This window comes from Stenotrophomonas cyclobalanopsidis (genome assembly GCF_008710035.1).
Lineage (GTDB): Bacteria > Pseudomonadota > Gammaproteobacteria > Xanthomonadales > Xanthomonadaceae > Stenotrophomonas > Stenotrophomonas cyclobalanopsidis.
The window spans coordinates 44,067-64,477 of record NZ_VYKI01000001.1; the positions used below are offsets into that span (position 1 = coordinate 44,067).

The window sequence follows — 20,411 nt, forward strand, 5'->3', positions numbered from 1 at the left end:
ATGAAGACCAACCACCGGAGTCCTGCCCTGATCGTGCGCGCCCTGCTTCCCCATGCGATGTCCTGCAGCCTGTTCGCCCTGCTGCTGGCCACTCCCCCGGTGCTGGCCCAGCAGGGCGTGCCGGTACCGGCCAACGATGTGCGTTGCGAGGGCGACACCTGCCGCAGCAATGACGGTGAGCTGCTGCGGATCGGTGATGACGCCGACGCACCGCTGCTGCCCCTGCCAGGCCACGGTGATCCATCGGCCACCGGCAGCGTGCCGCTGGCACCGGCGGTGACCCCCGACGTGTCCGCGCGTGGCGGCCAGTTCATGGCCGAGCTGCCCAACGGCGGCGTGGTCTGGGCCACTGAAGACCCCAGCATGGTGCCGCCCAGCCTGAGCGTGCAGGCCGCGGCCACCGTGCCGTTCGAGAACGGCCGGGTGATCCGCCCGCTGCGCTTCCACAGCTACAACAACTACGCCTCCTTCATCGACAAGCTGGAAGTCACCCTGTACCGCGGCACCGACACCGACCTGGTGACCCCGCTGGCGCGCATCGAGCTGCCGTCCGACTACGTAGGCGATGCCGAATGGGGTGGCAGCGTGCCGGAGCAGTTCAAGCTGCGCACCGGCGATGAACTGATCTACGTGGCGCGCGCGTATGGTGCCGGCGGTGCGTTCGATGAAACGCAGATCCAGCGCATCCAGCTGGTGACCCCGGCCGACTTCGACCGTGGCCTGCAGGTGACCCGCGACAACGTGCAGAAGACCCTGGGCCAGGCGCTGGATGGGGCCAACGCGCAGGACCTGCAGGTCAGCAACAGCATCTACGGGCAGAGCATGCTGCGCCTGCAGAACATTCCCATCCACGGCTCGCGCGTGCGCCTGTACGGCCGCAACCTGGAACCGAACAGCCGGGTGCGCATCAACGGCCAGGATTTCCCGGTCGATCTGGAGCAGAAGTTCGCCGCCGAGTTCCTCGAGCCGGTCGGCCAGCACCGCTATGACGTGCGGGTGGAATCGCGCGATGCACCGTCGGCGCAGCGCCAGCTGGACGTGGACGTGACCGGTCGCTACCTGTTCCTGGTCGCCATCGCCGATGTCACCCTTTCAAAGAACAGTGCCAGTGGCAACGTGCAGCCACTGGCCGCCGATGACCGCGACACCGATGGCTTCCTCAGCGAAGGCCGGCTGGCGTTTTACCTGAAGGGCAAGATGCGCGGCAAATACCTGGTAACCGCGCAGGCGGACACCCAGGACCGCGAGCTGAAGTACCTGTTCCGCGATTTCAGCCGCGCCGATGCGCAGGACGTGTTCCGCCGTCTCGACCCGGACCTGTACTACCCGGTGTACGGCGACGATTCCACCACCTACCGCGACGTTGATACGCAGGGCCGCCTGTACCTGCGCGTGGACTGGGACCAGAGCCAGGCCCTGTGGGGCAACTTCGCCACCGGCATCACCGGCACCGAGTACGGCCAGTACGTGCGTTCGCTGTACGGCGGCGCGTTGAACTGGCGCTCGCTGTCGGCCACGCCGCTGGGTGAAGCGCGTTCGCAGCTGAAGGTATTCGGTTCGGAAGCGCAGTCGGCGCCGGGCCACAGCGAATTTCTCGGCACCGGCGGCAGCCTGTACTACCTGCGCCATACCGACCTGCTGCCGGGCTCGGAACAGGTGGTGCTGGAAGTGCGCGACCGCACCACCGGCCGCACCGAAACCCGCGCCACCCTGCAGGAAGGCGTGGACTACGAGATCGACGACCTGCAGGGCCGGCTGATCCTGACCCGGCCGCTGGCGCAGCTGACCCGCGAGAACGTGCGCAGCATCACCCGCGACATGCCGCTGGATGGCTACGACCAGCTGCTGCTGGTGGACTACGAATACGTGCCGCTGGGCTTCAGCAGCAACGACGTGACCTACGGCGCGCGCGGCCGCCAGTGGATCGGTGACCACGTGGCGGTGGGCGGCACCTGGGTGGAAGAAAACCGCAGCGGCGAGAACTACAGCCTGAAGGGCGCCGACCTGACCCTGCAGGCCGGCCGCGGCACCTACCTGAAGATGGAACAGACCCGCACCGATGCCACCGCAGCGCCGGTGTTCTATTCGGACAACGGCGGCCTCAGCTTCATCCGCCGCAACCCGTACGAAGGCCGCCGTTCGGGCAAGGCCTCGGCGGTGGAGGCGCGCGCCAACCTGCGCGAGCTCGGCTGGACCACTCAGGACTGGAGCCTGGGCGCCTGGTGGCGCGACGTCGACGCCGGCTTCTCGGTGGCGCGCCAGGACACCGGCCTGCCGATCCAGGAATACGGCGCGGAGTTCCTCGGCTATCTCACCGACGATTTCAGCCTGTACGGCCGCCACACCCGCACCGAGCAGGGTGAACTGGCGCTGGAGCAGAGCCAGCTGACCGCCGAATGGCGGCTGGGCAACGACGGCCAGCTGACCGGCGAACTGCGCCGGGTGCGCGAGGAGCAGGCGCTGCAGGATGTCTCCGCGCTGCTGGCGGCGATCGGCTACCGCCAGCGCTTCGGTTCCTCGTGGGAGCTGTACGGTACCGGCCAGGTGACCCTGGACGATGACGGCGGTGCCTACGAGAAGAACGACCTGCTCACCCTAGGCGCGCGCTACCTGTTCGGCGACCGCAGCAGCGTGGGTGCCGAACTGAGTGGCGGCAGCCGCGGCCACGGCGGCAAGGTCGATGCCGAATACCGCATGGCACCCGACCACAGCCTCTACGGCAGCTACAGCTACAGCACCGACCGCACCGGCACCGATCCGCTGTTCGACAGCGGCCTGCAGAGCGGCTGGACGGTCGGCCAGCGCTGGCGCCTGAGCAACCAGGTGAATGTCTACAACGAGAGCCAGTACCTGAAGGACCGCCGCCAGGACAGCGCGGGCCTGGTGCACACCTTCGGCATGGACTTCTACCCGGCACAGGGCTGGAACCTGGGCTTCACCCTGATGGACGGCGAGCTGGAATCCACCGTGGGCCGGATCAACCGCCGTGCCTACAGTGTCAGCGGCGGCCGCACCGATGCGGTGGCGCAATGGAGCAGCAAGCTGGAATACCGCCGCGACAGCGGTGCCGAACAGCGCGAGCAGTGGGTGACCACCAACCGCCTGCTGTACAAGCTCAACGAAGACTGGCGCTTCGCCCTGCGCGCGAACTACGCCGACACCCAGGACCGTATCAACCCCGTGGCCGATGCCAAGCTGGTGGAGTCCAATGTCGGCTTTGCCTGGCGCCCGCACGACAACACGCGCTGGGCCGGCTTCGGCAAGTTCACCTATCTCTATGACGTGGCGTCACTGGGCCAGGAAGGCGGCAACCTGTACGACCAGCGCTCGCAGGTGCTGTCGCTGGAGGGCATCCGCCAGATCGGCGAGCGCTGGGAAATGGCCGCCAAGCTGGCGTCGCGCTGGGGCGACTACCGCACCGGCCGTGGCGAGGGCGCCTGGCTGGACAGCCGCGCCGACTTCGCCGCCCTGCAGCTGCGTTACCGCCTGTTCGCGGAGTGGGAAGGGCTGGCCGAGCACCGCTGGCTGAAGGTACGCGATGGCGGCGTGCGCAAGGGCTGGCTGCTGGGCATGGACCGCCGCGTGGGCGAGAACTTCAAGGTCGGCGTAGGCTACAACTTCACCGAATTCAGCGATGACATGACCGAGCTGAAGTACGACCAGAAGGGGTTCTTCCTGAACATGGCCGGCTATTATTGAGACCGCCCGAGGGCGGTCCTGGGGCCTTGGGCTGAACGACCGGCAACATCGTCGGGCTGAATGGGGTGGCGCCGTGGGATTTTGCGGCCCAAAACGACCATTCATGCACCTGGCTCGCTTCAAGTGGTTGATTTTGAACGTGTTCGATCATGGTCGAGCCTGCTCGCCATTGTCATCAATTCGCGATAGGGTAGGGATGTTGAATCGCCCAGTGTTCTGTTCACGGAACACTGGAACTTCCTCCCGCTTTAGCAGTCCAAAAGCCGGACTGCTAAGATGAGCCCTATGAGCCAGAACACCTCTACTGCCCTTGTGGCAAACAATCTCCCGATTCCCAGTGCGCTCGGTTCGCTGGACGCCTACATCGGTGCCGTGCACCAGATTCCGGTGCTGTCGGTCGATGACGAACAGGACCTGGCCCGTCGTTTCCGCGACGGTGACGATCTGGACGCCGCACGTGAGCTGGTGCATTCGCACCTGCGCTTCGTGGTGCACGTGGCCCGCGGTTACAACGGCTACGGCCTTGCGCTGGGCGACCTGATCCAGGAAGGCAACATCGGCCTGATGAAGGCGGTCAAGCGCTTCGACCCCGACATGGGCGTGCGCCTGGTGTCCTTCGCCGTGCATTGGATCCGTGCCGAAATGCACGAGTTCATCCTCAAGAACTGGCGCATCGTCAAGGTCGCCACGACCAAGGCGCAGCGCAAGCTGTTCTTCAACCTGCGCAAGTCGAAGACGCGCCTGGGCTGGATGAACGCGGCCGAAGTCAGCGCCGTCGCCAAGGACCTGAACGTGTCCGAGCGCGAGGTCATGGAAATGGAATCGCGCCTGTCCGGTCGCGATATCGGTTTCGATGCGCCGACCGATGAGGACAACGACCACGCCCCGCCGTCACCGGCTGCGTTCCTGGTGTCCAACGACGAAGACCCGTCGATGGCCTATGAGCGCGAGGACAGCGAAGACAACCAGATGCAGCTGCTGCGCGAAGGCCTGGCCGAGCTGGATGCCCGCTCTCGCGACATCATCCGCCGCCGCTGGCTGGATGCCGACAGCAAGGTGACGCTGCAGGAACTGGCCGATGAGTACGGCGTGTCCGCCGAGCGCATCCGTCAGGTCGAAGCGAACGCGCTGAAGAAGATGAAGGCGCTGTTTACCGCGTAAGCGGGAAGGCGTTGGAATGACGAAGGCCCGGCAGTGATGCCGGGCCTTTCTTTTTCCGCCTGCGGCGATTCACGCATGGCGCGGGTCTTGGCCACGTCTCGGCACTGACGATTCCTACGCCGACACACGTCAGATCCTGATTTTCACACCATGCCACTAAGTGGGACAGTTTCAACCGCAGCATACGCCGGTCTGAGCTGACGGAAGGCGCGCTGTGCCGGACGGTGGATGAAATGCGCCGGGGGCTGATCGACGCCAACCTGGGCGGTGGCGTCTTCAAGAAGGGGGTCGCCTTGCCGGGACGTGGCAAGCGCGGCAGTGTCCGTACTCTGATTGCGACGCAGCGCGGGAGTCACTGGTTCTTTCTCTTTGGCTATGAGAAGAACCAGCGTGCAACGATCAGCACTTCAGAACGCGACTTGCTCCTGGGGCTTGCGACTGACCTGTTCGGTATGAGCGGTACACAGATCGCGTCTGCTTTGATGTCCGGAGAACTCTATGAAATCTGTCATGGCCAAAACCCCTGAACGCAAGCGTGCCAAGAGCGCGCTGCTGGAAGCGATCTACGACACGGCGAACGGACTTCACGCGCATGGCGTCATCGACAAGCGCAGGATGAGTACCTATGAGGCTCTCTGCCTTGAAACCGTACCCGAGTACAGCAGTGCGCAGATCCGAGCGCTGCGGACCTCGCTGAGGCTCAGTCAGCCGGTCTTTGCAGGCGTTCTCAATACCAGCGTTTCCACCGTACGCAGCTGGGAGCAAGGCGAGAGGAAGCCCAGTGGGCCCTCACTGAAACTCCTGAACCTGATTGATCGGAAGGGACTCGAAGCAGTCCTCTAAAGCAGAGGCCCGGCGTTGCCGGGCCTCCTTCGTCGGTGCTGTTCATCCACGCATGGCGTGGATCTACTGGGCATTACCCCTCGCGTGCGATCGCGCGCCAGCCGATGTCGGTGCGGTGGAACTCGTTGGCCCACGTCACCTTGGCCACGCTGGCATAGGCGTTGGCCTGCGCGTCGCGCACGCTGTCGCCCAGCGCGGCCACGCACAGCACGCGGCCGCCGGCGCTGAGCACCTGGCCCTGTGCATCCAGCGTGGTGCCGGCATGGAATACCTTGGCGTTGGCGGGCACCTCGTCCAGACCAGAGATGACGTCACCGGTGATCGGGGCTTCCGGGTAGGGCTTGGCGGCCAGTACCACGCCCAGCGACGGGCGCGGATCCCACTGCGCGTCCACCTGGTCCAGGCGGCCATCGATGGCCGCTTCCACCAGATCCACCAGGTCCGACTGCAGGCGCAGCATCACCGGCTGGGTTTCCGGATCGCCGAAGCGCACGTTGAACTCGATCACCTTCGGCGCGCCGTTGGCATCGATCATCAGGCCGGCATAGAGGAAGCCGGTGAACGGGATGCCGTCGGCGATCATGCCCTGCACGGTCGGGTTCACCACCTCGCGCATCACCCGGGCATGCACCTCGGGCGTCACCACCGGCGCGGGCGAGTAGGCGCCCATGCCACCGGTGTTCGGGCCGGTGTCGCCGTCGCCGACGCGCTTGTGATCCTGCGAGGTCGCCATCGGCAGCGCGTGCACGCCGTCGACCATCGAAATAAAGCTGGCTTCCTCGCCATCGAGGAACTCCTCGATGACCACGCGGGCGCCGGCATCGCCGAAGGCGTTGCCCGAGAGCATGTCACGCACCGCGTCCTCGGCCTCGGCCTGGGTCATCGCCACGATCACGCCCTTGCCGGCAGCCAGGCCATCGGCCTTGACCACGATCGGGGCGCCCTTCTCGCGGAGGTAGGCCAGCGCCGCGTCCACGTCGGTGTGCACGGCGTAGAACGCGGTGGGGATGTTGTGGCGGGCCAGGAAGTCCTTGGCGTAGGCCTTGCTGCCTTCCAGCTGCGCGGCGGCGGCGGTCGGCCCGAAGATGCGCAGGCCGGCGGCGCGGAAGCGGTCGACCACGCCGGCCACCAGCGGCACTTCCGGGCCGACCACGGTCAGCGTCACGCCTTCGGCCTGGGCCAGCGCGAGCAGGCCGTCGATGTCGGTCACCTTCACCGCCACGTTGCGGCACTTGCCTTCATTGGCGGTGCCGGCGTTGCCGGGCGCCACGATCACTTCAGTGACACGGGAGGACTGGGCCAGCTTCCATGCCAGGGCGTGTTCGCGGCCGCCAGAGCCGATGACGAGGATTTTCATTGCGGGGAGATCCTGGGAGACAGAAGTGGAAGGGGGCGGGGAAGTCGGTCAGGTGGGCTTTCTGCTGGATGCCAAGCGCTTTGCCTCGGCGCTGAGATTGGCAAGATCAAGCTCGGCCTCGCGTTCGGAAGCGATCATTGCAGACGCACGTCGTGTCGCGTCGAATTCTGCGTAACGTTCGGTGATGATGGCTTCCATCTGTTCGTTGGACACGCGACCGGCGCCATCGAGAATGGCGCGCTCGTTGAAATCAAGGAAGCGATCGGTCTGCCTGATCCAGTCAAGCATGCGGGTTTCAATGCGTCGCTCGGCGCGATCCTCAGCGAAATCCAGGAACATCGAGACGAGGCGGTTGAGCTGTTCAAGCTCCTGCTGGAGCAGGTAGTTCTTGGAGACGACGGCATCTGACTTGCGGGGTTTGTCACCGGTCCAGTTGGTCAGGCCCATGTGCAGAGCGTTGGAATCGGCGCGTTCCACGATCAGCTGTGCGGCCGTGCGGCCGGTAACAGCGTAGACCAGCTTGTTCTGGATGGTGGCAAAGAACGTCCTGGCGGTGGCTGCGCTACCGTCGTAGTCAGAGCTGCTGACTTTGAACAGTTCGCGCAGTGTCTGGTAGAAGCGCTTTTCCGAACTGCGGATATCGCGGATGCGGTGCAGCAGTTCCTTGAAGTAGTCCGCACGCTCCGCATCCTTGAGGCGCTCGTCATCCAGAAGAAAGCCTTTGACCAGATACTCGGACAGGGCATCGCCGGCCCATCGACGGAACTGACTTCCGCGGGGAGAGCGAACGCGGAATCCAACCGCCAGAATCATCTCCAATCGATAGAGCTGAACGGAACGATTGACCGTGCGCTTGCCCTCGGTTTGAACTGTCAAGTAATCCTTGACGGTTCCCTCGGCCCTCAGTTCGCCATCCTGGAGGACGTTGCGGACGTGAAGACTGATGTTCTGCTTGGTCGTATCAAACAGCTCGGCCATCTCGCCCTGGGTCATCCATACCGTCCCCTCCGCAGCGCGCAGGTGGACTTCCGTCCGGCCATCGTCGGTGCGGTAGAGGATCAGTTCGCCGAGGGGTCTGTTCATGGCCGGTCGATGTGCCTCACTCGCAGCCCTCGCGTTGCAGCGCGTCGGGGAAGGAATAGGTCCAGGTCTTCGGGTCCAGCGTGAAGCGGTGCGTGCGGCGCACGTTGTTGCCGCCACAGCTGCTGCCGGTTTCCTCGATCAGCAGCGGCCAGGTGCGCGCGCTGCGGTTGCTGTCGTCCATGCGCAGTTCGAAGTCGACGTCGAACATGCGGGTGCGGCAGTCTTCGGCCTGCTCGGCGTCGTCGCAGTCGTAGGCCGCGGTGTTGTCGATGTGGCTGCGCACGCTGCCGGCATCCACCAGACCGTTCGGGCCGGGCAGGATGAAGCTCTGCGTCTGCAGCGAGTAGCCCTGGCCGTACCAGCCGCTGACGTTGCGGAAGCCGTAGAAATCGCTGCCGAAGCGCAGGATCTCGACGCTGCCCGGGCGGCCGCTGCTGCCATAGGTGCCGCCGGTCAGCTCGGCCGCCACGTCGAAGCCGTCGGCGGCCGGGCGCAGCACGTAGAAGTCGATGGTGCCCGCGTCGGCATGGCCGGCGTTGGTCACTTCGCCGCACACCGCCAGCAGCTGCTGCCAGCTGTCACCGTTCACCACCGGCTGCTCGGCGCACACCGCCCAGTCCACCGGGCGGCTGTCACCGTCCTGCGCCCAGCTGCCGCGCCAGTCGCCGGACAGTTGCGCGTCCTTGCCGTAGCGCGCCGTCAGGAAGGCCTGCAGGCGCGCGGTACGGCTGGCATGCCCGGCCGCTGCGGTGCTGCCCGCGGCGGGCGTCTCTGCCTGCGGGGCAGTGGCGGGCGCCGGCTGGGCGGCCGGCTTGCAGCCGGCCAGCAGGACCGCGCCCAGCAGGGCGGGCAGAAGCAGGGGTTTGATCGAAACTGCGGACATCCGTGTCGCTCCAGGATCAGTGGCGGAAGTGGCGAACGCCGGTGAACACCATGGCCAGGCCATGTTCGTCGGCGGCGGCGATCACTTCGGCGTCGCGCATCGAACCGCCCGGCTGGATGACCGCCTTGATGCCGGCGGCCGCCGCGGCATCGATGCCGTCGCGGAACGGGAAGAACGCATCGGAGGCCATCACCGAACCTTCCACCACCAGGTTCGCGTCGGCCGCCTTGATGCCGGCGATGCGCGCGGAATAGACGCGGCTCATCTGCCCGGCGCCGACGCCGATCGTGCGGTTGTCCTTGGCGTACACAATCGCGTTGGACTTCACGAACTTGGCCACCTTCCACGCGAACAGCAGGTCGGTGAACTGCTTGTCGGTCGGTGCCAGCCTGCTCACCACCTTCAGCTCATCGCGGGTCATGCCGCGGTTGTCGGAAGACTGCAGCAGCAGGCCCGAGCCCACGCGCTTGCTGTCGAAGTTGTTCAGGCCATCACCGTGCGGGATGCGCAGCACGCGCACGTTGGCCTTCTTCTGCGCGTATTCCAGCGCGGCCGGCTCGTAGTCCGGGGCGATCAGCACTTCAACGAACTGGCGGTCGAGGATGACTTTCGCGGTAGCAGCGTCCAGCGGCTTGTTGAAGGCGATGATGCCGCCGAAGGCGCTGGTCGGGTCGGTGGCGTAGGCCAGCTCGTAGGCATCGCCGTTGCCGGCACCGACGGCCACGCCGCACGGGTTGGCGTGCTTGACGATGACGCAGGCCGGCGCATCGAACTGGCGCACGCATTCCCACGCTGCATCGGCATCGGCCAGGTTGTTGTAGCTCAGTTCCTTGCCCTGCAGCTGCTGGAACGTGGCCAGGGTGCCCGGCACCGGGTACAGGTCGCGGTAGAACGCGCCGCTCTGGTGCGGGTTTTCGCCGTAGCGCAGGTCCATCACCTTCACAAAGGTGGAGTTCATCTGCGCCGGGTACTCGGCACGCGCCGGCACGGCGGCGTCGGTGGCGGTGACCGCCGACAGGTAGTTGCTGATGGCCGCGTCGTACTGGGCCACGCGGTTGAACGCGGCCACGGAGAAGGCGAAGCGGGTGCCCGCGCTCAGCTGGCCATCGTTGGCGTCCAGCGAGGCCAGCAGTTCGGCGTACTGCGACGGGTCGGTGGCCACCGCCACGCGGGCGAAGTTCTTGGCCGCCGAGCGCAGCATGGCCGGGCCGCCGATGTCGATGTTCTCCACCGCGTCGGCCAGGGTGCAGTCGGCCTTGGCGGTGACCGCTTCGAACGGGTACAGGTTCAGTACCAGCAGGTCGATGGCGCCGATGCCGTGCTCGGCCATCACCGCGTCATCCAGGCCCGAACGGCCGAGCAGGCCGCCGTGCACCATCGGGTGCAGGGTCTTGACCCGGCCGTCCATCATTTCCGGGAAACCAGTGACGTCGGCCACGTCCTTCACGGCCAGGCCCGCATCGCGGATCGCCTTGGCGGTGCCGCCGGTGGACAGCAGCTCGACGCCGCGGGTGGCCAGCGCGGTGGCCAGCTCGGCCAGGCCGGTCTTGTCGGAAACGGAAAGGAGGGCCCGACGGACGGGCAACAGATCAGCAGTCATGGGGACAGGGCAATCGGCAGCGGAGCGGGGCCGATATTGTAGTTCGTGGGGGGCGGTGGCGGGCGCTGCCGGCGCGCATTGCTGGCCCCGGCAGGGGAAAACGGCCTGCATCGGCATGCCGGGCTGAACACGCTATGGGGTAGGCTATGCCGGAACTGCCAGGGATCAGCGGGTTCAGATCGTGTCGATCTATGCTTTGAAGGGACGTTTCCAGGACCTCCTGCGTCCGGCCGTGCGCGGGCTCTACCGCCTCGGCATCACCGCCAACACGGTGACCGTGGCCGCCGCCGTGGTCTCGTTGCTGGTGGCCGCCACCGTGTGGTGCTGTGCGCCTGCGCAGCCGCTGCTGTACCTGCTGCTGCCGCTGTGGATGCTGCTGCGCATGGCCCTCAACGCCGTCGACGGCATGCTGGCCCGAGAGTTCGGCCAGCAGTCCAGGCTGGGCGCCTACCTGAACGAGTTGTGTGATGTGATCGCCGATGCCGCGCTGTACCTGGCCCTGCTCAACGTGCCGGGCATACGGCCCGAGGCGCTGTGGCTGCTGGCCTGGACCGCGGCGCTGAGCGAATACGCCGGCGTGCTGGGGCTGATGGTCGGTGCCAGCCGCCGCTATGACGGCCCGATGGGCAAGAGCGACCGCGCCTTCGTGATCGGGGCGCTGGGCCTGCTGCTGGCGTTCGGGTGGGTTGGCGCGATGACGGTCACTGGCGTGGCTGCGGCCATGGGCGCACTGTGCGTGCTGACGATGATCAACCGCGTCCGCCGCGGGCTGCAGGAAGCGGCGTTTCCGCCGCAGTAATCAACTACATACCAAAAGACAATCTGGAGATTGCATGCGTCACGCGCAGGAACGGGAATTCCACAGCTTCGACCAGGTACCGCTGTTCTACCGGTACTGGGCGGGCACCACGACCACCACGGCGGCCAAGGCCATCGTGCTGCTGCACCGGGGCCACGAACATTCCGGCCGGGTTACCCACCTGGTCGATGAGCTGGACCTGCCCGATACCGCGTTCTTCGCCTGGGATGCGCGCGGCAACGGCCGTTCGCCGGGCGCGCGTGGCGACGCACCGGGCTTTCCGGCGCTGGTGCGCGACCTGGACAGCTTCATCGCCCATATCGGTGCCGAGCACGGCATCGCGGTGGAGGACATCGTGGTGATCGCGCAGAGCGTGGGCGCCGTGGTGGCCGCCACCTGGGTGCACGATTACGCGCCGCGCCTGCGCGCGCTGGTGATGGCTTCACCGGCGTTCAAGGTGAAGCTGTACGTGCCGTTCGCGCGCGCTGGCCTGACCCTGATGCAGAAGCTGCGCGGCAACTTCTTCGTCAACAGCTACGTCAAGCCGCAGTGGCTGACCCACGATCCGGCACGGGTGGAAAGCTACCGCACCGACCCGCTGATCACCCGGCCGATCTCGGTGCGCGTGCTGCTGGGCCTGTACGAGGCCGCCGACCGCATCGTCGCCGATGCGCAGGCGATCAGCGTGCCGGTGCAGCTGCTGGTGTCCGGTTCGGATTTCGTCGTGCACCGCGGCCCGCAGGACCGCTTCTACGAGCGCCTGTCCAGCCCGATCAAGGAACGCGTGCACCTGCCGGGCTTCTTCCACGACACCCTCGGCGAGCGTGACCGCGCAACGGCGCTGGCGCGCATCCGCAGCTTCATCCAGGCGCGCTTCGCCGAGCCGCTGCGCGAACTGTCACGGCGCGATGCGCACCGGCATGGGCCGACCTTCGAAGAATCGGAAATCCTGGCCTGGACACCGGAACGCAACAGCCTGGCCGACCTGCGCTGGCGCGTTGTGCGTGGCGGCCTGCGCGTTGGCGGCACGCTTTCCGAGGGCATCGCGCTGGGCCTGCAGACCGGCTTCGATTCGGGCAGCACGCTGGATTACATCTACCGCGACCAAGCGCGCGGCAAGGGCCCGCTGGGGCGCATGGTCGACCGCAACTATCTGGATGCGATCGGCTGGCGCGGCATCCGCATCCGCGGCCAGCACCTGCAGGAACTGCTGCGCGACGCTGCCCAGCGCCTGCGCGGGCAGGGCACGCCGGTGCGCGTGCTGGACGTGGCGGCCGGCCATGGCCGCTACGTGCTGGAAGCACTGGGCCAGGGCGAGCAGCGCGCCGAACGCATCGTGCTGCGTGATTTCAGTGCGTTGAACGTGACCCAGGGCCAGGCGTTGATCGAGCGTCTCGGCGCGTCCGACATCGCCCGTTTCGAGCAGGGCGATGCGTTCGATCCAGTGCAGCTGGCGCAGGTCGATCCGGCGCCGACGCTGGCGGTGGTGTCGGGCCTGTACGAACTGTTCCCCGACAATGATGCGGTGCTGCGTTCGCTGCAGGGCATCGCCGCGACCATGCCGGTGGACGGCTACCTGGCCTATACCGGCCAGCCCTGGCACCCGCAGCTGGAATTCATCGCCCGTGCGCTGACCAGCCACCGCGGTGGTGCGGCGTGGGTGATGCGCCGTCGTACCCAGCAGGAAATGGATGAGCTGGTGCGGCTGGCTGGCTTCGAGAAGGTGACGCAACGCATCGACGCGTTCGGCATCTTCACCGTGTCGCTGGCGCGCCGGACCGCGTGATGGCGACGCTGGCTGCCACCCCGCTGGCCGCGGCAGGGCGCCCTTGGCGGCGCGCCCTGCTGTGGCTGGTGCTGCTGGGTCCGTTCTTCTTCGCCAGCTATGGCTTCGCCAACTGGATGGCGGGGCGCCACGCCGTGCTGCCGGTGATGGCGTTCGCCTGGGAATCGCATATTCCGTTCGTGGCGTGGACGATCGTGCCGTACTGGTCGATCGATCTGCTCTACGCGATCTCGTTCTTCCTGTGCCGGCAGCGCCTCGAGCTGGACCGGCACGCGCTGCGGCTGTTCAGTGCGCAGCTGATCGCGGTGGCCTGCTTCCTGCTGTGGCCGCTGCGCTTCAGCTTTGAACGACCGGAAATCGGCGGCGTGTTCGGCTGGCTGTTCGATGTGCTGCTGGGTTTCGACAAGCCGTTCAACCAGGCGCCGTCGCTGCACATCGTGCTGCTGATCGTGCTGTGGGTGAAGTACGCGCAGTATCTGCAGGGCGCGTGGCGCTGGCTGCTGCATGGCTGGGCGCTGCTGATCGGCGTCTCGGTGCTGACCACCTTCCAGCACCACTTCATCGATGTGCCCACTGGCCTGCTGGCCGGCTGGCTGTGCGTGTGGCTGTGGCCGGAGCAGGGCACGCCGCCGCTGCGGGCGTGGCGCACGGCGCGCGATCCAAAGCGCTGGCGCCTGGCCTCGTTCTATCTGCTGGGTGCCGCGGTGCTGCTGGTGCCGGTGGTGCTGCTGGGGGGCGCGGCGCTGTGGCTGCTGTGGCCGGTGGTGTCGCTGCTGCTGGTGGCGCTGGCCTATGCCGGGCTGGGCACGGCGGTGTTCCAGAAGCGCGCCGATGGGCGACTGACCATGGCCGCGCGTTGGCTGCTGGCGCCGTACCTTGCCGCGGCCTGGATCAATTCGCGGTTGTGGACGCGCAGTGCGCCGCAGCTGGTGGAAGTGGCCGGCGGCGTGTGGCTGGGCCGGATTCCCTGCGCCGCGCTGCCGGCACCGCTGCGCGGCGTGGTCGATGCCTGCGCCGAGCTGTCCTGCACGGCGCCGGGCGCGGCCTATGCCAGCGTGCCGATGCTGGATCTGGTGGTGCCCGCGCCGGCGCAGCTGGCCGAGGCCGCCGATGCCATCGAAGCCCTGCGTGCGCAGGGGCCGCTGCTGGTGTGCTGCGCGCTGGGCTATTCGCGCAGTGCGGCCAGCGTCGCGACCTGGCTGCTGCGCAGCGGCCGGGTGTGCAGCGCCGCCGAGGCAGTGGCGCGGGTGCGTGCCGCACGGCCGTCCATCGTCCTGCATGACGTTCACCTACAGGCCATCGCGGCCGCCGCCACACGGGAGAGCAACGCATGAGTACCGCTGCCGATCTGCCGATGATGCACCTGCTGCTGCGCCAGGGCCGGCTGCCCGCCGCGCTGTCACTGGGCCTGCTGCTGGTGGCGTTGTTGCTGCTGGGCATCGAGCCCAGACTGGCGATGTTTGCCGCCGGCCTGCTGCTGCTGAGCGTGGCCGTGGGCGTGGTGCAGGCGTATTACGCGGTGCGCGTGCAGCTGGATGCCAGCCTGCTGCAGCTGCTGCTGCGGGAGAACCTGCAGGGCGATGCCGCCGCCGAGCGCGTGGACGCGGCCCTGCACACCGCCGGCCTGCGCCGCCGCGACGCGCAGGCGCCGGTGCGCGGCTGGGACGTACGCTGGATCGGCATGCGCCGCCTGCTGGTGCGCCAGTACGTGGCCACGCTGCTGCAGTTTTCGGTGCTGCTGCTGGCCGTGCTGTGGCCGCAGACCTGAGCGGAGGTGTCGATGTTTGCTGAGCTGATCGCCCGCGCCTGCAGTGGCGCGATCCATGTGGTGACCGGTGCGCGCGCGCTGTGGATCGGCTGTGCGCCGTCCAGCGAGCACCGCGTTTACTATGGCAACCATGCCAGCCATGGCGATTTCGTGCTGATCTGGTCGTCGATGCCGCCGGCGCTGCGTCGCCAGGTGCGGCCCGTCGCCGCCGCCGAGTACTGGCAGGGCGATGCGCTGCGCCGTTACCTGATCGATGCGGTGTTCAACGGCGTGCTGGTCGAGCGCGACGCCGCGCGGCGCCAGCAGGATCCGCTGCAGGGGCTGCGCGATGCGGTGGACGAGGGATGTTCGTTGATCCTGTTCCCAGAAGGCACGCGCAACATCGGCGAGCAACCGCTGCTGCCGTTCAAGAGTGGCATCTATCATCTGGCGCGGCAGCGCCCGGAACTGGAGTTCGTACCGGTGTGGATCGACAACCTGAAGCGGGTGATGCCCAAGGGGCGTTTCCTGCCATTGCCGCTGTTGTGCACGGCGACCTTCGGCACACCGCTGCGCCTGCAGGCCGATGAGAACAAGGCCGCGTTCCTCGCGCGCAGCCGCCAGGCGCTGCTCGACCTGGCACCGAACGGAGGCCCGGCATGAGTTTCCTGCTGGATGTATCCCGCGATCTGGCCACGCAGAGCGTGGGCCAGCAGACCGGCCTGCTGTTTGCCGGTGTCGGCGCGGTGCTGGTGCTGGCCACGCTGGTATCGGAGACGCTGCGCTGGCGCCAGCGTGACAACCCCAGCGCGGTCATCGCCAACCTGGTCTCGCGCATCCGCGCGTGGTGGGTGATGGCGATTGTCGTCGGCGGTGCGCTGCTGTTCGGCCGCGCCGGGGTGATCGTGCTGTTCGCGATCATCTCGCTGTTCGCGCTGCGCGAGTTCATCACCCTGGCGCCCACGCGCTCGGGCGATTACTACGCGCTGCTGGCCGCGTTCTACATCGTGCTGCCGTGGCAGTACTACCTGGTGTGGATCGACTGGTACGGCATGTACACGCTGCTGATTCCGGTCTATGCGTTCCTGTTCCTGCCGATCCTGTCGACCATCGGTGGCGACACCACGCACTACCTGGAACGCACGGCCAAGGTGCAGTGGGGGCTGATGATCTGCGTGTTCTGCATTTCGCACGTGCCGCTGCTGCTGAACCTGCACGTGCCCGGCCACGATCCCTCGCGCAACGTGCTGCTGTTCGCCTTCCTGGTGATCGTGGTGCAGTCCTCGGACGTGCTGCAGTACATCTGGGGCAAGCTGCTGGGCAAGCGCCTGATCGCCCCGAAGCTGTCGCCGTCGAAGACGGTGGAAGGCTTCGTCGGCGGCGTGCTCAGTGCCAGCGCGCTGGGTGCGGCGCTGTGGTGGATCACCCCGTTCACGCCGCTGCAGGCATTCGGCCTGTCGCTGCTGATCAACCTGATGGGATTCTGGGGTGGCCTGGTGATGTCGGCGATCAAGCGCGACCGCGGCATCAAGGACTGGGGCCACATGATCGAGGGCCATGGCGGCATGCTCGACCGGCTGGATTCAGTGTGCTTCGCCGCGCCGGTGTTCTTCCATGTGGTGCGGTATTACTGGAAGGCCGGCGGAGTGGGCTGATTTCGCCGGGCCTTCATCCACGCATGGCGTGGATCTACGGGCATACATCGGTAGCGCCGGGCCATGCCCGGCGGGCCGCGCTTACGCGCTGATGCCGTATTCCTTCAGCTTCTTGCGCAGCGTGGCGCGGTGGATGCCCAGCATTGCCGCGGCGCGGCTCTGGTTGCCTTCGCAGTGGTTGAGCACTTCCACGAACAGCGGAATCTCCATCTCGCGCAGCACGATCTCGTAGACATCGTCCGCGTCGCAGCCATCGAGGTCACGCAGGTAGCGGCGCACGGACTGGGCGACGTGTTCACGCAGCGGTGGCCGGGCAGCGCCACGACTGTTGTCAGGACGAGAAAGGACAGCGTTCAAGGGGGTTCCCGATTCGGTGGCCCGTGCCCGCGGAGCGCGCGGCCGGACGAGGTGGTGGCGGCCAGTCTAGCGCGAGCGTGCCCGACCTGCCACGGCCGGACGCCTTCGTCCCGCTCAGAGGAATTCGAAGGTGAATGCGACCGTGGAGGCCGCAGGTTCCTGTACGCGGAAGGCGATGCGTGCGCTCTGCCCCGGTTCCAGCAGGGCCGCGCCGGGGTTCTCGCCCAGGTACTGCGCGGGCGGGAACACACCGGTGCCGATCACCCGGCCATCGGCATCGGCCAGTGACAGGCGCAGGTCGGGCCATGCCTGTGCCCAGCGCGCATCGTTGCGGATGCTGGCCTGGACCTGCAGCACACCGGCCTGCCCGGGCAGCGGACGGATCTCGCGGCTGGTCATGGTCAATGCGGTCGGTTCGCGCCACGCCGGCAGGCTGCAGCGCAGGACACCGCACAGCGCACTAACCCACGGGCGGTGCGCGGCATCAGCAGCCAGTCGCGCGCGATCGGCCAGCACGCTCTGCAGTACCAGCAGCAATGCCAGCACGGCCACCAGGACCCAGTGCCAGCGCGGCGTCGGCAGGGCACGCGGGCGGGCGCCGAGGAAACTGGGCGCATCGCTGGCCGGTGCGGCCGACGCGGGCGCGTCGATGCGGGAGGACGTTTCGATGACAGTGTCATCGGACTGTCGCGTCTGCGGCGGTGGCGGTGTGTCCACCACCGGTTCGGCCGGCTGTTCCAGCGGCGCCGTCTGATCGACGGCGGCATCCGTCGCGTCGTCAGCGGGTTCCTGCGCCTGCCCGGTGTCGGGCGGCGCATCGGTTCCCGGCGCGGAACGCAGGAAGGTGGCAAGCGGACGACGCGGCGGGTTCGGCTCGGACATGCTCAGGGCGCGGGCTCGGATCCAGCGGTCATTCAACCACGATCAGGCGCGGCGTACGCCGGTGATGCGCATCCAGTCGCCGTCCCGGGTCGCCTGCAGGTCGTCGAACCACGCCGCGTAGCGCTGCAGCAGTTCGTCTTCCTGGCCATGCAGGATGCCCGACAGGGCGATGCGGCCACCGGCAGCAACGCGTGCGGCCAGCAGTTCGGCCAGCGCATCAAGTGCCGAGGCGAGGATGTTGGCGACCACGATCGGGTAGGTGGCCACCGGTTCGTCCTGCGGCAGGTACACGTGCATGCGGGCCTGCTCGCCATTGCGCTCGGCGTTGTCGGCGGTGGCGATCAGCGCCTGCGGATCGTTGTCCACGCCGATCGCTTCGCCGGCACCCAGCTTCAGCGCCGCCAGGGCGAGGATGCCCGAGCCACAGCCGAAGTCGAGCACGCGCTGGCCCTGCAGCAGGCCATCCACGGCCAGCTGGTCCAGCCAGCGCAGGCACAGCGCGGTGGTCGGGTGGGTACCCGAGCCGAACGCCAGGCCCGGGTCGAGGCGGACCACGGCGGCGTCGGCGGCCTGCGCGGCCTCCGGCAGTTCATGGTTCCACGGCACGATCCAGGTACGGCTGCCGAAATCCATCGGCTGGAACTGGTCCAGCCAGGCGCGTTCCCAGTCTTCGTCCTCCACCGCGCGGAAGCTGCCACCGGTCCAGTCCAGCTCCGGGTCAAAGGCTTCCAGCGCGGCCAGCAGCAACAGCGCGTTGCTGTCGGCCGGGAACAGCGCGCTCAGCACCAGGGTGTCCCACAGCGGGGTCTCGCCCACGCCTGGCTCGAGGATGGCCTGCTCGTTGCTGGTGTCGGCCTCGGCATCGAGCAGGGTGACCGCCAGCGCGCCCACGTCCTCCAGCGCGTTCTCATAGCGGGGCTGGGTGGCTTCGGTGCAGCGCAGGGTCAGTTCCAGGAACGGCATGGCGGTGGGGGCAATCGCGGGAAAGGGGGCCATGCTAGACCATCCGGGCGTCTCCGTATCCCCTGAGATGCTGGCCGGGGCTGAACGAGGCTGATTCAGACAGGCCTCACGGGCCTTGCTAAACTTGGCGCTTTCCTGCCCGACGTGCCGTAACCGACCGCCGATGGCTCTCGCCCCGACCCTGAAAACCTGGTTGCTCGTGCTGCCGGCCGTGGCCGCGCTGGGCGTGGCCGGTTATCGGGCCAGTGGCCATGGCCACGCGGTGGAGGTCGATGTGGGCGCGCCGATGGCGGTGTCCGCCGCCAGCGTGCAGGACGCGCTGCAACCGGTGATGCCCGAAGCGCTTGCCCGCCGCCTGGCTGGATTCGAGCGCAGCAGCGCAGTGCCTTCGGGCCTGCCGTTGGACATCCGCGCCGACATCGAAGGCGAGACCGATCTGTTCGCCTACGCGCAGCGTCTGCAGGCGCAGGCCGAGCAGGGCAATCATGAAGCGCGCTGGATGCTCAGCCGGGTCTACGACTACTGCGCGCAGTACGCGATGGATCCCGGTGGCTACCGCCTGGACAACAACGTGCTGGCCGGCCTCGGCCTGAGCGCGGCGCCAGCGATGGTGCAGGCGCGCGAGCGCGTGGCGCAGCGCTGCGGTGGCTTCGTGCCGGGCGACAAGCTGGGCCCTTCGCTGGTGTTCAACGAACGCCGGCGTGCCGCCCTGCAGGGCAACCTGGCCGCCGAAGCCGCGCTGTTCGCCGAGGGCGAGCCGCTGCACAGCAATGACCAGTACCGTCGCGATCTGGTGGAGCGCGTGCGTACCTCGCGCGACCCGGAGGCCTACATGGCCCTGGCGCCGGGCATGGGCGTGCGCGCTGCTGGCGACAAGGCCCTGGCCAACATGGTGGCCGGCGAGCAGCTCAGTGAGATGGCGTGGCGGGTGGCGGCCTGCCAGCTCGGTCTACCGTGTGGGGCCGACAGCGTGCTGATGAACAGTTACTGCGCGAATGGAGGGATCTGTTCGCAGGATGGGACGCAGGATTTCCAGGATTTCGTGTATGACGCTGCTGTATCGCGGCAAGGTGCGGGGACGATGAACGAATGGATCAAGCAATTGATTGGAAAGAGGAACGGGCAATGAATTACCGTCGACTCCTGCACGGGGCCAAGTTCTGGTTCTGGGTGGCGTTGTTTGTCGCGTATTCGGCCGGCGCGGTTGGCCTGCTGATGATCGACACCTACGAGGATCGCTACCGGCACCTTTCCAAGGTTGAACTGACCTCGGTGAAGGCGCAGGAAGACGTGCGCCGCGCCGGTGCCAGCCAGGTGGCCGCGGTGTACCGCGCGCAGAGTGGCGCGCCGTTTGCCTCGCTGCCGGCCGGCAGCACCTTCCAGGTGGTCTGGCCCGATGGCTCCACCGAAACCATGGTGATCGTCGACCCGACATCGCCCAACGGCGTGCGCCCGCTGGCCGAAACGCAGATTCCGGCCGAAGTCGCCGACAAGCGCTGACGCGTGCCCGGTAGCGCCGGGCCATGCCCGGCGGTGTTGCGTGTCGTTGTCACATTGCACATTCGCCGGGTATGACCCGGCGCTACCGAAGATGCA

19 protein-coding genes are annotated in these 20,411 nt (G+C 67.3%); 12 read left to right on the forward strand and 7 right to left on the reverse strand.

What is annotated here, in order from left to right; translation table 11 throughout:
• The 4 genes from FJU31_RS00115 (at window position 1) to FJU31_RS00130 (ending at window position 5,703) form a co-directional block, all read left to right on the forward strand.
• Window positions 1–3,699 (forward strand): TonB-dependent receptor, encoded by a 3,699-nt coding sequence (locus tag FJU31_RS00115; RefSeq protein WP_246161172.1) that lies wholly within the window; start codon window positions 1–3, stop codon window positions 3,697–3,699.
• A 285-nt stretch (window positions 3,700–3,984) separates the two neighbouring features.
• On the forward strand, window positions 3,985–4,860 hold the full coding sequence (rpoH, locus tag FJU31_RS00120; RefSeq protein WP_079223786.1) for an RNA polymerase sigma factor RpoH: 876 nt from the start codon (window positions 3,985–3,987) through the stop codon (window positions 4,858–4,860).
• A gap of 212 nt (window positions 4,861–5,072) precedes the next feature.
• On the forward strand, window positions 5,073–5,387 hold the full coding sequence (locus tag FJU31_RS00125) for a type II toxin-antitoxin system RelE/ParE family toxin (protein WP_342788312.1): 315 nt from the start codon (window positions 5,073–5,075) through the stop codon (window positions 5,385–5,387).
• Entirely contained in the window at window positions 5,359–5,703 is a 345-nt protein-coding gene (locus FJU31_RS00130) for a helix-turn-helix domain-containing protein (RefSeq protein ID WP_246161174.1), read from the forward strand. Before FJU31_RS00125 ends, FJU31_RS00130 begins: the two co-directional genes overlap by 29 nt.
• 73 nt (window positions 5,704–5,776) lie before the next feature.
• On the opposite strand, the gene purD is transcribed toward FJU31_RS00130, so the two are convergent.
• Genes purD through purH form a run of 4 tightly spaced genes read right to left on the reverse strand, consistent with a single transcriptional unit; the run spans window position 5,777 to window position 10,626 of the window.
• Window positions 5,777–7,060: a phosphoribosylamine--glycine ligase gene (gene purD, locus FJU31_RS00135; protein WP_150452977.1), complete on the reverse strand. Its 1,284-nt coding sequence runs from the start codon at window positions 7,058–7,060 to the stop codon at window positions 5,777–5,779.
• A gap of 48 nt (window positions 7,061–7,108) precedes the next feature.
• Window positions 7,109–8,143 carry a virulence RhuM family protein gene (locus FJU31_RS00140; RefSeq protein WP_150452978.1) on the reverse strand — a complete coding sequence of 345 codons (1,035 nt, stop codon included), beginning with the start codon at window positions 8,141–8,143 and terminating at the stop codon, window positions 7,109–7,111.
• Window positions 8,144–8,159: 16 nt separating this feature from the next.
• Entirely contained in the window at window positions 8,160–9,026 is an 867-nt protein-coding gene (locus FJU31_RS00145; protein ID WP_150452979.1) for a hypothetical protein, read from the reverse strand.
• A 16-nt stretch (window positions 9,027–9,042) separates the two neighbouring features.
• The gene (gene purH, locus FJU31_RS00150; RefSeq protein WP_150452980.1) at window positions 9,043–10,626 is read right to left on the reverse strand and encodes a bifunctional phosphoribosylaminoimidazolecarboxamide formyltransferase/IMP cyclohydrolase; all 1,584 of its coding nucleotides are present in this window, start codon (window positions 10,624–10,626) and stop codon (window positions 9,043–9,045) included.
• 181 nt (window positions 10,627–10,807) lie between these two features.
• Between purH and FJU31_RS00155 the strand changes: the two genes are divergently transcribed.
• From FJU31_RS00155 to FJU31_RS00180, 6 genes are read left to right on the forward strand one after another with little or no spacing between them, the layout of a single operon-like run.
• Entirely contained in the window at window positions 10,808–11,425 is a 618-nt protein-coding gene (locus FJU31_RS00155; RefSeq protein ID WP_150452981.1) for a CDP-alcohol phosphatidyltransferase family protein, read from the forward strand.
• 34 nt (window positions 11,426–11,459) lie between these two features.
• A complete protein-coding gene (locus FJU31_RS00160; RefSeq protein ID WP_150452982.1) occupies window positions 11,460–13,211 on the forward strand; it encodes a bifunctional alpha/beta hydrolase/class I SAM-dependent methyltransferase in 1,752 nt (583 codons plus the stop codon).
• Window positions 13,211–14,545, forward strand: coding sequence for a phosphatase PAP2/dual specificity phosphatase family protein (locus tag FJU31_RS00165; RefSeq protein ID WP_150452983.1), 1,335 nt, complete (start codon window positions 13,211–13,213; stop codon window positions 14,543–14,545). Before FJU31_RS00160 ends, FJU31_RS00165 begins: the two co-directional genes overlap by 1 nt.
• The gene (locus FJU31_RS00170) at window positions 14,542–14,979 is read left to right on the forward strand and encodes a hypothetical protein (protein WP_150452984.1); all 438 of its coding nucleotides are present in this window, start codon (window positions 14,542–14,544) and stop codon (window positions 14,977–14,979) included. Before FJU31_RS00165 ends, FJU31_RS00170 begins: the two co-directional genes overlap by 4 nt.
• Window positions 14,980–14,991: 12 nt before the next feature.
• Window positions 14,992–15,621, forward strand: coding sequence for a lysophospholipid acyltransferase family protein (locus FJU31_RS00175; RefSeq protein ID WP_150452985.1), 630 nt, complete (start codon window positions 14,992–14,994; stop codon window positions 15,619–15,621).
• Window positions 15,618–16,613: a phosphatidate cytidylyltransferase gene (locus FJU31_RS00180; RefSeq protein WP_150452986.1), complete on the forward strand. Its 996-nt coding sequence runs from the start codon at window positions 15,618–15,620 to the stop codon at window positions 16,611–16,613. Before FJU31_RS00175 ends, FJU31_RS00180 begins: the two co-directional genes overlap by 4 nt.
• Window positions 16,614–16,694: 81 nt before the next feature.
• Here the strand turns inward: FJU31_RS00180 and fis are convergent, their stop codons facing one another.
• From fis to prmA, 3 genes are all read right to left on the reverse strand, one after another.
• Window positions 16,695–16,970 carry a DNA-binding transcriptional regulator Fis gene (gene fis / locus FJU31_RS00185; RefSeq protein WP_006397198.1) on the reverse strand — a complete coding sequence of 92 codons (276 nt, stop codon included), beginning with the start codon at window positions 16,968–16,970 and terminating at the stop codon, window positions 16,695–16,697.
• A 114-nt stretch (window positions 16,971–17,084) separates the two neighbouring features.
• Window positions 17,085–17,852 carry a DUF3426 domain-containing protein gene (locus FJU31_RS00190; protein WP_150452987.1) on the reverse strand — a complete coding sequence of 256 codons (768 nt, stop codon included), beginning with the start codon at window positions 17,850–17,852 and terminating at the stop codon, window positions 17,085–17,087.
• Between the two features lie 42 nt (window positions 17,853–17,894).
• Entirely contained in the window at window positions 17,895–18,815 is a 921-nt protein-coding gene (gene prmA / locus FJU31_RS00195) for a 50S ribosomal protein L11 methyltransferase (protein WP_150453252.1), read from the reverse strand.
• 163 nt (window positions 18,816–18,978) lie between these two features.
• Here prmA and FJU31_RS00200 point away from each other — a divergent pair, with 163 nt between their 5' ends.
• Together FJU31_RS00200 and FJU31_RS00205 are read left to right on the forward strand one after the other, a co-directional pair.
• Entirely contained in the window at window positions 18,979–19,944 is a 966-nt protein-coding gene (locus tag FJU31_RS00200) for a hypothetical protein (protein ID WP_150452988.1), read from the forward strand.
• Entirely contained in the window at window positions 19,941–20,315 is a 375-nt protein-coding gene (locus FJU31_RS00205; RefSeq protein ID WP_150452989.1) for a hypothetical protein, read from the forward strand. Before FJU31_RS00200 ends, FJU31_RS00205 begins: the two co-directional genes overlap by 4 nt.
• The last annotated feature ends 96 nt before the right edge of the window (window positions 20,316–20,411 follow it).

Excerpts from the sequence above, each read along its gene's own strand:
- prmA (WP_150453252.1), bottom strand. The coding sequence starts at position 18,815 with ATGCCGTTCCTGGAACTGACCCTGCGCTGCACCGAAGCCACCCAGCCC.
- purH (WP_150452980.1), bottom strand. The coding sequence starts at position 10,626 with ATGACTGCTGATCTGTTGCCCGTCCGTCGGGCCCTCCTTTCCGTTTCC.
- FJU31_RS00165 (WP_150452983.1), top strand. The coding sequence starts at position 13,211 with ATGGCGACGCTGGCTGCCACCCCGCTGGCCGCGGCAGGGCGCCCTTGG.
- FJU31_RS00130 (WP_246161174.1), top strand. The coding sequence starts at position 5,359 with ATGAAATCTGTCATGGCCAAAACCCCTGAACGCAAGCGTGCCAAGAGC.
- FJU31_RS00170 (WP_150452984.1), top strand. The coding sequence starts at position 14,542 with ATGAGTACCGCTGCCGATCTGCCGATGATGCACCTGCTGCTGCGCCAG.
- purD (WP_150452977.1), bottom strand. The coding sequence starts at position 7,060 with ATGAAAATCCTCGTCATCGGCTCTGGCGGCCGCGAACACGCCCTGGCA.
- FJU31_RS00205 (WP_150452989.1), top strand. The coding sequence starts at position 19,941 with ATGAATTACCGTCGACTCCTGCACGGGGCCAAGTTCTGGTTCTGGGTG.
- FJU31_RS00140 (WP_150452978.1), bottom strand. The coding sequence starts at position 8,143 with ATGAACAGACCCCTCGGCGAACTGATCCTCTACCGCACCGACGATGGC.
- FJU31_RS00200 (WP_150452988.1), top strand. The coding sequence starts at position 18,979 with ATGGCTCTCGCCCCGACCCTGAAAACCTGGTTGCTCGTGCTGCCGGCC.
- rpoH (WP_079223786.1), top strand. The coding sequence starts at position 3,985 with ATGAGCCAGAACACCTCTACTGCCCTTGTGGCAAACAATCTCCCGATT.
- FJU31_RS00175 (WP_150452985.1), top strand. The coding sequence starts at position 14,992 with ATGTTTGCTGAGCTGATCGCCCGCGCCTGCAGTGGCGCGATCCATGTG.
- FJU31_RS00145 (WP_150452979.1), bottom strand. The coding sequence starts at position 9,026 with ATGTCCGCAGTTTCGATCAAACCCCTGCTTCTGCCCGCCCTGCTGGGC.
- FJU31_RS00115 (WP_246161172.1), top strand. The coding sequence starts at position 1 with ATGAAGACCAACCACCGGAGTCCTGCCCTGATCGTGCGCGCCCTGCTT.
- FJU31_RS00160 (WP_150452982.1), top strand. The coding sequence starts at position 11,460 with ATGCGTCACGCGCAGGAACGGGAATTCCACAGCTTCGACCAGGTACCG.
- FJU31_RS00190 (WP_150452987.1), bottom strand. The coding sequence starts at position 17,852 with ATGTCCGAGCCGAACCCGCCGCGTCGTCCGCTTGCCACCTTCCTGCGT.
- FJU31_RS00180 (WP_150452986.1), top strand. The coding sequence starts at position 15,618 with ATGAGTTTCCTGCTGGATGTATCCCGCGATCTGGCCACGCAGAGCGTG.